The organism is Streptomyces flaveus, from assembly GCF_014647675.1.
Classification (GTDB): Bacteria; Actinomycetota; Actinomycetes; order Streptomycetales; family Streptomycetaceae; genus Streptomyces; species Streptomyces flaveus.
Map to the genome: position 1 here is coordinate 283,766 of NZ_BMPQ01000009.1, position 12,154 is coordinate 295,919.

Sequence of the window (12,154 nt, forward strand, 5' to 3'; positions counted from 1 at the left end):
CCGTGGGGCGTTTGTGGATGTGACGTTTCTGGAGTGGTCATGGCCGAGAGCGTGCCGGTGCGGTGTCCGGCCTGTCGGCGCGAGCATGTGTATGCGGCGCCGTCGTATCCCTGTGTGTGCGGAGCGCCTGTCACGCCCGAACTCGACCGGGACGCTGTCCCGGAGGCCCTCACGCACCACACCTGGGACGACGACTGGATCACGGTCCAGTGCACGGCCTGCGCCCGCCAGGACCAGTGGCCGCGGCCCGAACTGGGGTGCCCCTGCGGCACTGTGCTGCGGGTGCCGCTGGTTCAGGAGCGGTCGGGGCGGAGGGATGCGTTGACGGAGGAGGCGCAAGGGGAGAGCGACTCGGGTGCCGGTACAGGCGGTGAGTCGGAAGCCGCGGACTCCGGCGCCGACGAAGGCACCGGCCAAGCTGCGCCCGCGCCATCCGGCTCCCGTCGTCCCCGCATTCCTCTCCCGCGCGCCGCCCCTTCTCCCCGACCCTCCTTCAACCCGGTGACGATCCGTACGGCCCGGGATGCCGTGACCGCCGCCGCCCTGTACCTCCGCTGGCTCGGTTACCAGGAAATCCGGCGGGCTGACCAGCGCCCGCCCTCCGGGATCGGCCTGGCCGCGCACGGCGTCCTCGCCCAGATCGACCCGACCCTGCGGCCTGCCTCGCTGCGCGACGTGGAATGCCTGTGGCTGACGGCGATGACGGAGTCGACGGGGTGCGTCTACTTCTCCCTGGCCGGGTACGCGGAGGATGCCCGATCCGTCGCCGACACCCTCGGTGTTCCTCTCTTCGTGCTGGACCTCACGGGGACGCCCCAGCCGGTCAACAGTTTGGCCGACGAGCTGGTCGCCGCGGGGGCTTGACCTCGGTTCCTTTCCCCACCCCGCCCCTTCCCGTAACCAGGGGCGCTGCCCCTGGGCCTCGCTGGGGCTCCGCCCCAGACCCCCATCGGCCTGAACGGCCTCGTCCTCAAGCGCCGGACGGGCTGGATTATTGATGCGGGACTCAGCTGCAAAGTTCGCATACTTGCCCCATGCCCATCAGACCCGCCACCCCCGCCGACCTCCCCCTCCTCCAGGACATCGAGCGCGCCGCGGGCGAACTCTTCCGCCCTCTCGGTATGCCGGAGATCGCCGATGACGAACCGCCCGCGCTCAACGAACTGGAGCGCTTCCGGCAGGCGGGGCATGCCTGGGTCGCCGAGGACGACGTCACCGGGCGAGTCGTGGCGTATCTGATCGGCGAGCCTGTGGACGACGCGTTTCATATCGAGCAGGTCACCGTCCACCCGGACGCGGGCCGTCGGGGCGTGGGCCGGGCCCTCATCGCGTACGCCGCCGAGCGCGCACGTGACGAGGGCCTGCCCGCTCTCACCCTGACCACGTTCACGGAGGTCCCCTGGAACGCCCCGTACTACGAGCGCCTCGGCTTCCGCATCCTGACCGGTCCCGAACTCACCCCGGGCCTACGGAAGATCCGCGCCATGGAAGCCGAACACGGCCTGGACCGTTGGCCCCGGGTCTGCATGCGCAGGGACACCGCCGACTAGGCGTGTGTCGAAAGCGTTTTAGAGGTCGCGCGGATAGGCGGCGGATGAAGCAGGCAGGAATGGGGCAGGCGCAAGTTCCGTGATCATGGAGTTGCTGACTGTCCGCGCGACCTCTTATAGACGGAAGTCATGCGCTCCTGGACGAAAGACGGATGCCCGACCACCGGCTGTCTCTCTAGCGTCGACCGGACCGATGACGACTCGGCCCCCAAAGGATGCTCATGCCCGTTCCTCGCGCCGCTCTACGGAACCGCCGCGGGCAGTGCCCTCGTCGTCCGCGCCGGGCTGTCCTTCCTGGTCGAACCGCTCGGCGACGTCGACTACGTGATGAAGTACGCGGTCAACGCCGCGATGCTCGGCGGTGTCGCCGCCCTTCTCCTCATGGCCGCCCACCGACTGCGTCGACAGGAGCCGAGCGCATGCTGACCGTCCGCGGCATCTCCTACCTGGTCGGTGAGGCGAGCACCGACGATGTGCGGCGGGACCTGGAGGTCATCGCCCGGGACCTGCACTGCACCACGGTGATGCTCATCGGGGACGGGAAGCGGTTGATCGATGCCGCCCGCACCGCCCTCCAGGTCGGTCTCGGCGTCTACATCCGGCCCAGCGTTCCCGAGCTGCCTCAGCCGAAGCTGCTGGAGCACTTGGACGCCGTCGCCGAGGCGGCCGAAGAACTTCGTCTGGAACACCCGGACCGGGTGACGCTCCTGGTCGGCAGCGAGTTCTCCCACACCGTGCCCGGCATCGTCCCCGGACCTCGCTCGTTCCTGCGCTTGAAGCTCATCGTGCGTTTCCACCGCGTGCTGCGGCGCCGGATCGACCGGCGGCTCCACCGGCTGCTCACCACCGCCGTGACCACCGCGCGGCGCCGCTTCGGCGGGCCGGTCACCTACTCCGCGGCCGGGTGGGAACACGTCGACTGGTCGCTGTTCGACCTGGTCGGCGTCAGCTTCTACCGCTCCGGCCGCAACCACGCCACCTACACGGACCGCCTGCGCAGCCTGGTTCGCGACCACGACAGGCCCGTCGTCATCACCGAGTTCGGGTGCGGTGCCTTCACCGGAGCCGACCAGCGGGGAGCCGGTTCCTTCTGGATCGTCAACTGGTTCGCCACACCCCCGCGCATCCGCGGCGACCACCCCCGCGACGAGGCCGTCCAGGCCCGCTACCTCGGTGAACTCATCGACCAGTACGACGCGGAGGGCGTGCACGGCTGCTTCGTGTTCACCTTCGCCATGCCCGACTTCCCGCACCACGACGATCCTCGTCTCGACCTCGACAAGGCCGGCTTCGGGGTCGTGGCGGTGACCGGCGACGGTGCGTGCTGCCCCAAGGAGGCGTTCCACGAGGTCGCGCGGCGCTACAGAGACATAGCCGTGGAGGAATGACCGAAAGATGAGCGGCCCGGAAGACGAGCCACCGGCCGAGTGGGCGGCCCAGCGCGAGAGACGCAGGTCACATTCGCGGATGTCACATCTCGCCGAGCCGAGCCGTCGTAGAGGTGAAGCCACCAACAACGACGGAGGAGCTCATCGTGGAAGCTCGCTTGGACATCATGGCCCGCCCGGGCGCAGCCAAGGCCTTCAAGCACATCGTCGCGGCGGGCAAGGTGCTCGCGGACTCGACGCTGCCGCTCTCGACGCAGGAACTGGTAAAGCTCCGCGCCAGCCAGATCAACGGCTGCGGCTTCTGCACCGACATGCACAGCAAGGACGCCATGCACGCCGGGGAGACCTGGACGCGCCTCAATCTGGTCGCGGCCTGGCGGGAGGCCACCGTGTTCACCGAGGCCGAACGTGCGGCCCTGGAGCTGGCGGAGCAGGGCACCCGTATCGCGGACGCGGCCGGTGGTGTCACGGACGAGGCCTGGGCGAACGCCGCCAAGTACTACGACGAGGACCAGCTCGCCGACCTGGTGTGCGTCATCGCCGTCATCAATGCCTTCAACCGCGGGAACGTCATGCTCCAGACACCCGCAGGCGACTACCAGCCCGGCATGTTCGGATAACGAGGATCACTGCAAGCGATACGCCCCGGGCACCTCTCGCAGGGAGCCCGGGGCGTAGTGCTAGTCAGCGAACCGCTCCCGCAGTTCCACCTTCCGCACCTTCCCCGACACCGTCATCGGAAAGGACTCCAAGATCCGCAGCCGGCTGGGCACCTTGTAGTGCGCCAACTGCCCCGCGCAGAAGGCCCGTAGCTCCTCCAGGGTCAGCGGGTCGCCGGGGTCGCGCGGGATGACGCAGGCGAGTACCTCCTCGCCGTAGCGCTCGTCGGGTACGCCCACCACCTGGACGTCCGCGATCTTCGGGTGCGCGTACAGGAACTCCTCGATCTCGCGCGGGTAGATGTTCTCGCCGCCCCGGATGATCATGTCCTTGATCCGGCCGACGATCTGGACGTAGCCGTCGTCGAGCATCTGGGCCAGATCCCCGGTGTGCATCCAGCGCCCGGAGTCGACGGCCTCCGCGGTCTTCTCGGGCTCGTCCCAGTAACCGAGCATCACGCTGTAGCCGCGGGTGCACAGTTCACCGGCGGAGCCGCGCGGCAGCGTCACCCCGCTCGCCGGGTCGACGATCTTGACCTCGATGTGCGGCAGTACGCGGCCGACCGTGCCGGTGCGGTGCTCCAGGTCGTCGTCGCGGCGGGTCTGGAGGGAGACGGGCGAGGTCTCGGTCATGCCGTAGCAGATGGAGACCTCGGCCATGTGCATCTCGGACACGACCCGTTTCATGACCTCCACGGGACAGGGCGAGCCCGCCATGATCCCGGTACGCAGGGAGGAGAGGTCGTACGTCGCGAAGTCCGGGAGGTTCAGCTCGGCGATGAACATCGTCGGGACGCCATAGAGGGACGTACAGCGCTCCTGCTCGACGGCCTTCAGCGTCGCCGCGGGATCGAAGGACGGGGCCGGGATGACGACGCACGCACCGTGGGACATGGCTGCCAGATTTCCCATCACCATGCCGAAGCAGTGGTAGAAGGGCACCGGCACACACACCCGGTCCTGCTCGGTGTAGCCGACGGTCCGGCCTACCCAGTAGCCGTTGTTGAGGATGTTGTGGTGGGAGAGCGTGGCTCCCTTCGGGAAGCCGGTGGTGCCCGAGGTGTACTGGATGTTGACCGGGTCGTCGCAGCTCAACTCGGCTTCCAGGCCCGCCAGTTGTTCGTACGGGACCGATACCGCGCCCGCCACCAGCGCGTCCCAGCTCTCGTCGCCGATGTAGACCGTCTCGCGCAACTGCGGGCACTTTCCGCGCACTTGGTCGACCAGCGCCCGGTAGTCGCTGCCCTTGTGCGCGAGCGAGGCGACCAGGAGCGAGATCCCGGCCTGCTTCAGTACGTACTCCAACTCATGGGCGCGGTAAGCGGGGTTGATGTTCACCATGATCGCGCCGAGGCGGGCGGTCGCGTACTGGATGAGTACCCACTCGGGACAGTTGATCGCCCAGATGCCGACCCGGTCGCCCTTCACCACGCCCTTGGCGAGCAGCCCGCGCGCCACTTCGTCGACCGCGGCGCCGAACTCCTCGTACGTCCAACGCCGCCCGGAGGGCACATCAACGAGCGCGTCCCGCGAGGGATATGTGGCGATCGCCCGGTCGAGACGGGATCCGATGGTGTCGCCGAGCAGGGCGGTATCGCTCGTCCCGTGTGTGTACGAAATCTCGGTCACCGGAAGTCCTCCTCGCGGTACTCGGCGTCCGACCCCGCGGCCGTCGCCTCACGCAGCTCGATCCGGCGGATCTTGCCCGACACGGTCTTGGGGAGGTCGCCGAACTCCAGTCGGCGGATGCGCTTGTACGGGGCGAGCGTGGTGCGCGCGTGCTCGAAGAGGATCTTCGCCGTGTCGGGGCCCGGCTCCCAGCCTTCCGCCAGCACGACGTACGCCTTCGGGACGGCGAGCCGCAGCTCGTCGGGCGCGGGGACGACGGCCGCCTCGGCGACGGCCTCGTGCTCCAGGAGCGCGCTCTCCAGCTCGAAGGGGCTGATCTTGTAGTCGCTGGCCTTGAAGACGTCGTCGGCTCGGCCCACGTACGTGATGTAGCCGTCCGCGTCCCGCGAACCGATGTCCCCCGTCCGGTAGTAGCCGCCCGCCATCGCCTCCGCCGTACGGTCGGGGTCGCCGTGGTAGCCGGTCATCAGCCCCACGGGCTTGCCGGACAGGTCGAGCGCGATCTCGCCCTCGTCCGCACCAGGCACCCCCGACACCGGATCGAGCAGTTCGACGCGGAAGCCCGGACTGGGCCGCCCCATGGAGCCGGTCTTCAGCGGCTGCCCGGGGCTGTTGGACACCTGCACGGCCGTCTCGGTCTGTCCGAAACCGTCCCGGATCGTCACGCCCCACGCCCGCCGCACCTGCTCGATGACCTCGGGGTTCAGCGGCTCCCCGGCGGCGACGGCCTCGCGCGGCGGGGTCCGCAGCTGGGTCAGGTCGGCCTGGATGAGCATGCGCCACACGGTGGGCGGGGCGCAGAAGGTCGTCACTCCCGCGCGGTCCATCTCCGCCATCAGGCGGGCCGCGTCGAAGCGCGTGTAGTTGTGGATGAAGACGGTCGCCTCGGCGTTCCAGGGGGCGAAGAGGTTGGACCAGGCGTGCTTGGCCCAGCCGGGCGAGGAGATGTTCAGATGGACGTCGCCGGGCTTGAGGCCGATCCAGTACATGGTCGTCAAGTGGCCGATGGGGTACGACACATGGGTGTGCTCGACGAGTTTGGGGCGTGCGGTCGTGCCCGAGGTGAAATACAGCATCAGGGGGTCGTCGGGGCTGGTGGCGCCGTCGGGCACGAAGTCCGCGGGGGCGGCGTACGCGTCCTCGTACGACCGCCAGCCGTCCCGCTCACCGCCGACCGAGATGCGGGTGTAGCGGCCGGGTACGTCGTCGAACTTGGCGGTGTCCTCGGCCCGCACGATCACATGCCGTACGCGCCCGCGCTCGACGCGGTCGCGCAGGTCCGCGGGGCCGAGCAGCGGTGTCGCGGGGATGACGACGGCGCGCAGCTTCATCGCGGCGAGGGCCGTCTCCCACAGCTCTGCCTGGTTGCCGAGCATGACGAGGACACGGTCCTCGGGGCGTACGCCCTGCTCGCGCAGCCAGTTGGCGGTCCGGGCGGAACGTTCGGACATCGCGGCGAAGGACAGCTCGACGCGCTCGCCGTCCTCCTCGACGATATGCAGGGCCGTGCGGTCGTTGCCGCGTGCGATGACGTCGAACCAGTCGAGGGCCCAGTTGAAGTACTCCGGCCGGGGCCAGCTGAAGCCCTCGTATGCCGTGGCATAGTCCTCGCGGTGCTTCAGCAGGAAGTCCCGCGCGCTGCGGAAGCGCTCCGTCGGCGTCGTCATCCGTCGTCCTCCTCGAACCCGGCCACATTGCCGGGCGGCTCAATGACATCGTGTATGCGTGACGTGGATCTCACTACCCCCGAACGGGGGGTGCGCCGCAGCGGAGGGACTGGCAGATGACAGCAGATGTGAACGGAGCGGTGGAGATGCGGGGCGCCCTGATACGGCTGCGGCGCACGACGGGACTGCCGGTTGCCTTCGGCGGGCTGGTCGAGCCGGATCGCGGGCAGGTGCGGATCAGCGAGCTGAACGGTGCGAGGACGATGGCTCTCAGGTCGCTCGCGGTGACGTCGGGCAACGGGCTCGGCGGCAAGACCGTGGCCCTGGCCCGGCCCTGTGCCGTCACCGACTACTCCGCGTCGCGGCAGATCAGCCATGAGTACGACGCCGCGGTCGCGGCGGAGGGGCTGCGGTCCGTCCTCGCGGTGCCTGTTGTCGTACGCCGCCGGGTGCGCGGGGTGTTGTACGGCGCGCTGCGTACGGCTCAGCCGCTGGGCGACCGGACGTTGAACGCGGCGGTGGAGGCGGCGCGGGACGTGGAGCAGTCGCTGGTCGTACGGGACGAGGCGCAGGGTCTGCTGGTGGCGGCGCGTGAGCCCGAGGCGGGCGCGGCGTGGGAGCAGGTCCGGGAGGCGCACGGGGCGTTGCGGGCGCTGGCCCCGCGGGTCGCGGACCCGGAGCTGCGGGCCGAGCTCCTCGCGGTCTGCGACACCTTGGCGGCGGCTCCGGCTCCGGGCCCGGCGGCAGGTGGGGTGCGGCTCACCCCTCGTGAGCTGGACGTTGTGGTCTGTGTGGCCGGCGGTGCGACGAACGCGGTCGCCGCGGAGCGGCTGGGGCTGCGGGCCGAGACGGTGAAGGCGTATCTGCGGTCGGCGATGCGGAAGCTGGGGGCGCATACGCGGCTGGAGGCGGTGGTGGCGGCTCGGCGGGCGGGGCTGCTGCCCTGAGGAGGAGCGGGGCTGCCGCCCTGAAGTCGGGTGCCATTCATACTCGGGCGCCCTGAAATCCCGTATACGAAAATCTGCCCCCACGCTGAACCTTGTTATTTCCCTCACGGTGCACCCCTCCGAAATTCAGGGGGTCTTTGCTTAATATTGAAACGGACACGACATGAGAGGGGCGGTGCGCGTGCGACGGGATGCCGAAGAGCCTGTCAGACCCCGTTCCGACCAGGTCATCGGCCGGGACGAGCTGCTGGGGCGGGCGCGTGACCAGCTCTCCGGAGGGGGCAGCGTCCTCTTGCACGGGCCGCCCGGAATCGGAAAGTCGACCATGCTGCGCGCACTGGGCGCGGAATACGCCAACTCGGCCCGGACCGTGTTGCGTTGCTCGGCCACCGAGTCGGAATCCCACCTCCCCTTCCTGGCCCTCGTCGATCTGCTCGGCCTCGTCGCCGACGAGGTGGCGGACGCGCTGCCCCTGCCGCAGCGTGCCGCGCTCGAAGCCGCGCTCACCGGCCGCGCCGAATCGTCCCTGCACCAGGACGGCCTGGCGCTGCGCCTCGCGGTCCTTTCGGCGTTGCGCGCCCTGGCGGTCAAAGGTCCTGTCCTCCTCGTCGCCGACGACCTTCAGTGGCTGGACGCGCCCAGTGCCGAGCTGCTCGGTTTCGCGGCCCGTCGCCTCGGTGGGATGCCGGTGCGGATGCTCGGCGCGGTGCGCACGCGCACGGAACCGAAGGAGCAGGAACACCTTCCGTATCTACGCGCGTATCCTCCGGAGTCACTCGCCCTGCACCTGACCCCGCTCACCCACTCCCAGGTGTCCGAACTCCTCGCCGCCCGCGGTTACACCGGCCTGCGCCGCTCGACCGTCCGGGACATCCACCACACCAGCGGCGGCAACCCGCTGTTCGCGCTCGAACTCGGCCGCGCCCTGGCCGAGAGCCCCACGCCGCCGCGCCCCGGCGAGCCGCTGCCGGTGCCGACCTCGTTGCGCGCCCTCGTCCTCAGCCGCCTCGACCTGCTGTCCGCCGAGGCCCGGCGCACGCTGCTCGTCGCGAGCGCCGGAGCACGCCCCACGCTCGCGCTGCTGCACGCCGCGGGCCGCACGGACGCGGAGTCCGAGACGGCGCTCGCGGCCTCCCTCGGGCTGGTGGCGACGGGCGGTCCGGACGGCCAGGAGGGAACCGTACGGTTCGCGAATCCACTCGTCTCGGCCGCGCTCTACGCGCAGGCGACGCCCCAGGAGCGGCGGGCCGCCCATGCCGCGCTGTCCACAGCGGCCTCCGACCCGATCGAACGGGCCCGCCATCTGGCCCTGGCCACGACCGGTACGGACGAGACGGTCGCCGCGCGGCTCGCCGAGGCCGCGACCCTGGCCCGGGACCGCGGCGCCCCCTCGGTCGCGGCCCAACTCGGCCTGCTCGCCGCCCGGCACACTCCGCAGGACGTCCAACCGGGCGCGGACGAACGCCGGTTGACGTCCGCCGAGGACGCGCTGACCTCCGGTGACATCGACCTCGCACGGGAGGTGGCCCGCGACGTACTGGACCGGGCGACCGATGCAGCGATCCGGGTACGCGCCTGGATGGTCGTGATCGACGCGGCGGGCCAGGCGATGGCCGAGGTCGAGTCCGTCTTCCCGCAGGCCCTCGCCGACGCGGGCGAGGACCCGCGGCTGCTCGCGCTGGTCCGCTACCAACTCGCCTGGCGGGCCTTGCTGGTCGAGGGCGAGATGACCAAGGGCCGCGAGGAGGCCGCGCACGCCGCGCGGCTCGCCGCCACGGCCGCCGACCGGCGCACCGAGTTGATGGCCCTGTCGTTCCAGGCCCAGATGGAGACCCTGATGGGGCACCCCGACGCCCCGGCGACCCTGGAACGGGCGCTCACCGAGCCGCAGGACCCGAGGGTGACCTGCGATCACAACGGCGCGGGCGCCACCCGGTTCCGCTGGCAGATCATGAGCGACCAGCTCACCGAGGCGCGTACGACGATCACCGGGCTCCTCAGCGAGGTCCGCAAGCGCGGCATGGTCGAGGCCGAAGTGCACTTCCTGCGCGGGCTCGCCGACACCGAACTGCGCGCCGGGCACTGCGGCCGGGCCCTCGACCTCGCCCACGAGAGCCTCGCGCTCGCGCGGGACACGGGGATCGGCGAGGCGGCGGGCAACATGTTCACCTCGCTCGCCGAGGCCGCGGGTGGTGACGTGGGCCGGGCCCTCGCCCTGGCCGGCGACGCGGTCAGCCGTGCCGAGGAGGACGGCGACCTGATCTACCTCTCGCGTGCCCTGGGCGCGCTGGGACACGCCCAGCTCGTGGCCGGGGACGCCGCGGGGACGGTCCAATCACTGCGCAGGGCACGGGAGTTGGAGCAAGGGCTCGGCATCTTCGATCCCGCGCGCGGCCGTTGGCACGGTGACCTCGCCGAGGCACTGATCCGGATCGGCGAGCTCACGGAGGCGCAGGACGTCATCGACGCCACGCGCGAGCACGCATCGCGGCTCGGACGGGCGAGCGTCCTCGCCGTACTGGACCGGGCGGAGGCCCTGTTGAAGGCCGCGCACGGCGAACACGAGTCGGCTGTACGGCAGTTGACGTCGGCGCAGGAGCGGCTGGCGAAGCTGGGGTACGGGCTCGAAGAGGCGCGTGTGGCGCTGGAGTTGGGGCGACTTCAGGCGGAACGGTCAGAACGGGCGGGGGGATCGGGGCGGTCGGCGCGGGGTGCGTACGACGAGGCGACGCGGCTGTTGCGGCGGTGCCGGGCTACGCCGTGGCTGCGGCAGGTGGAGACGGCTGTGGCGGGTTCCACGGGTCCTACGGGTTCTCCGGGGGCTGTGGGCTCGATGGCTGCGATGGGTTCCGTTGTCGGCCCCGGGGCGCCGGTCGGCGGCCGGTCCGCTCCTGTGGAGCTCGACCGGCTCGCCTCGACGGAGCGTCAGGTCGCCGCGCTCGTGCTCGAAGGGGCCACCAACCGGGAGATCGCGGCACGGCTGTTCATCAGCGTGAAGACGGTTGAGGCGACGCTGACGAGGGTCTACCGGAAGCTGGGGATCCGGTCGCGGGTCGACATCGTGCGGCTGGCGGCGGGGCAGCAGCGGACGGGGTGAATCGGGCGCGCGGAGGATGACCGAGGGGGCGTACAGGTCTTGTGCGCGCGGGTCGAGCGCGGGTCGAGCACGACGTGACCGAGGGGTCGTACGGGTCTGGCGACTGCGGTGGCGCGAAGGGTGGTAGAGGGTTTTCCCTCGCCAACTCCCGCAGGGCGTTCCCTAATTGGGAAACGGTGAGCCCGCTTCTAGCGTGAGACCCACGCCCGCAGGCCGTCGCAGCCACCCCCCACACCGCTCCCCCCACAGTGCAACCCCCCACCGGCACTCCTGAGGAGACTCATGTTCGGGCTCACCTTTGCCAAGAAGGCCCTCGCCGTCACCGCGGCGGTCGCCGCCGCCGCGACGACCGGACTGCTCGGCGCGACCACCGCAAGCGCCGCTCCCAACCCCATCGTCGGCGGCACGACGACCACGGCATCCGCGTACCCGTACGTCATGCAGATCACCGACTCCTCCCAGAACCAGTTCTGCGGCGGCACGCTCGTGTCGGCGACCAAGGTCATCACCGCCGCCCACTGCATGGTCGGCGAGTCCACGAGCGGCGTCAGAGTCGTCGGCGGCCGCACCTACCGCAACGGCACGAACGGCACCGTGGCCAGAGTCAGCAAGATATGGATCCACCCGGACTACAGCACCGTCACGCGGGGCGACGACGTCGCCGTGCTCACCCTGTCGACGTCGATGCCGTACTCCCCGATCGGCTACGTCTCCTCCTCCGACACCGGCGTCTACGCGGCCGGCGCCACGGCCCGCATCCTCGGCTGGGGCACCACCCGCTCGGGCGGCTCCTCCTCCAACCAGCTGCGCACCGCGACGGTCCCGACCGTCTCGAACTCCTCGTGCTCGTCGGCATACGGCTCGCGGTTCGTCGCCAGCGACATGGTGTGCGCCGGCTACACGCAGGGCGGCGTCGACACCTGCCAGGGCGACAGCGGCGGCCCGTTCGTGATCGGCGGCAGGCTCGCCGGCATCACGTCATGGGGCGACGGCTGCGCCGACGCGGGCGTCCCCGGCGTCTACACCCGGCTGACGACCTTCTCGTCGCTGGTGACGACACAGATCAACTCCTGACCGACAGACTCCTGAGCAACCAGCTCAGGTAACGCCAGGGGGCGTTGCGGGCCGCCACGAGCGGGTCGCAACGCCCCCTATCCATGTGCCTGATCCAGTCGGTGATCGGCGGCGCGGGCGGCTGCGCGATGACCGGGCTGGGC

Annotated in this window: 10 protein-coding genes; 8 read left to right on the top strand and 2 right to left on the bottom strand. The window is 70.5% G+C overall.

What is annotated here, in order from left to right:
* Positions 1–39: 39 nt before the first annotated feature.
* The 5 genes from IEZ21_RS20835 to IEZ21_RS20855 all read left to right on the top strand — a co-directional run bounded on the left by IEZ21_RS20835 (position 40) and on the right by IEZ21_RS20855 (position 3,558).
* A complete protein-coding gene (locus IEZ21_RS20835) occupies positions 40–864 on the top strand; it encodes a hypothetical protein (protein WP_189323422.1) in 825 nt (274 codons plus the stop codon).
* A gap of 170 nt (positions 865–1,034) precedes the next feature.
* Entirely contained in the window at positions 1,035–1,550 is a 516-nt protein-coding gene (locus IEZ21_RS20840) for a GNAT family N-acetyltransferase (protein ID WP_189323423.1), read from the top strand.
* A 129-nt stretch (positions 1,551–1,679) separates the two neighbouring features.
* Positions 1,680–1,976: a hypothetical protein gene (locus IEZ21_RS20845; RefSeq protein WP_189323424.1), complete on the top strand. Its 297-nt coding sequence runs from the start codon at positions 1,680–1,682 to the stop codon at positions 1,974–1,976.
* Positions 1,970–2,938 carry a glycoside hydrolase family 113 protein gene (locus tag IEZ21_RS20850; protein WP_189323425.1) on the top strand — a complete coding sequence of 323 codons (969 nt, stop codon included), beginning with the start codon at positions 1,970–1,972 and terminating at the stop codon, positions 2,936–2,938. Before IEZ21_RS20845 ends, IEZ21_RS20850 begins: the two co-directional genes overlap by 7 nt.
* Before the next feature lie 146 nt (positions 2,939–3,084).
* A complete protein-coding gene (locus IEZ21_RS20855) occupies positions 3,085–3,558 on the top strand; it encodes a carboxymuconolactone decarboxylase family protein (RefSeq protein WP_189323426.1) in 474 nt (157 codons plus the stop codon).
* Between the two features lie 60 nt (positions 3,559–3,618).
* On the opposite strand, the gene IEZ21_RS20860 is transcribed toward IEZ21_RS20855, so the two are convergent.
* Positions 3,619–5,226, bottom strand: a complete 1,608-nt coding sequence (locus IEZ21_RS20860; protein ID WP_189323427.1) for an AMP-binding protein — start codon at positions 5,224–5,226, stop codon at positions 3,619–3,621.
* Complete coding sequence (locus IEZ21_RS20865; protein WP_189323428.1) at positions 5,223–6,893, bottom strand: AMP-binding protein; 1,671 nt, start codon at positions 6,891–6,893, stop codon at positions 5,223–5,225. The genes IEZ21_RS20860 and IEZ21_RS20865 overlap by 4 nt, the downstream gene beginning before the upstream one ends.
* A gap of 116 nt (positions 6,894–7,009) precedes the next feature.
* Here IEZ21_RS20865 and IEZ21_RS20870 point away from each other — a divergent pair, with 116 nt between their 5' ends.
* The 3 genes from IEZ21_RS20870 (at position 7,010) to IEZ21_RS20880 (ending at position 12,011) form a co-directional block, all read left to right on the top strand.
* Positions 7,010–7,840 carry a helix-turn-helix transcriptional regulator gene (locus tag IEZ21_RS20870; RefSeq protein ID WP_189323429.1) on the top strand — a complete coding sequence of 277 codons (831 nt, stop codon included), beginning with the start codon at positions 7,010–7,012 and terminating at the stop codon, positions 7,838–7,840.
* Between the two features lie 181 nt (positions 7,841–8,021).
* Positions 8,022–10,937 carry a helix-turn-helix transcriptional regulator gene (locus IEZ21_RS20875; protein WP_189323430.1) on the top strand — a complete coding sequence of 972 codons (2,916 nt, stop codon included), beginning with the start codon at positions 8,022–8,024 and terminating at the stop codon, positions 10,935–10,937.
* Between the two features lie 282 nt (positions 10,938–11,219).
* Entirely contained in the window at positions 11,220–12,011 is a 792-nt protein-coding gene (locus IEZ21_RS20880) for a S1 family peptidase (RefSeq protein WP_033324660.1), read from the top strand.
* Positions 12,012–12,154 lie beyond the last annotated feature (143 nt).

Bases quoted from the DNA above. Each gene is read 5' to 3' on its own strand.
- IEZ21_RS20835 (WP_189323422.1), top strand. From the start codon at position 40: ATGGCCGAGAGCGTGCCGGTGCGGTGTCCGGCCTGTCGGCGCGAGCAT.
- IEZ21_RS20840 (WP_189323423.1), top strand. From the start codon at position 1,035: ATGCCCATCAGACCCGCCACCCCCGCCGACCTCCCCCTCCTCCAGGAC.
- IEZ21_RS20845 (WP_189323424.1), top strand. From the start codon at position 1,680: ATGCGCTCCTGGACGAAAGACGGATGCCCGACCACCGGCTGTCTCTCT.
- IEZ21_RS20850 (WP_189323425.1), top strand. From the start codon at position 1,970: ATGCTGACCGTCCGCGGCATCTCCTACCTGGTCGGTGAGGCGAGCACC.
- IEZ21_RS20865 (WP_189323428.1), bottom strand. From the start codon at position 6,893: ATGACGACGCCGACGGAGCGCTTCCGCAGCGCGCGGGACTTCCTGCTG.
- IEZ21_RS20870 (WP_189323429.1), top strand. From the start codon at position 7,010: ATGACAGCAGATGTGAACGGAGCGGTGGAGATGCGGGGCGCCCTGATA.
- IEZ21_RS20880 (WP_033324660.1), top strand. From the start codon at position 11,220: ATGTTCGGGCTCACCTTTGCCAAGAAGGCCCTCGCCGTCACCGCGGCG.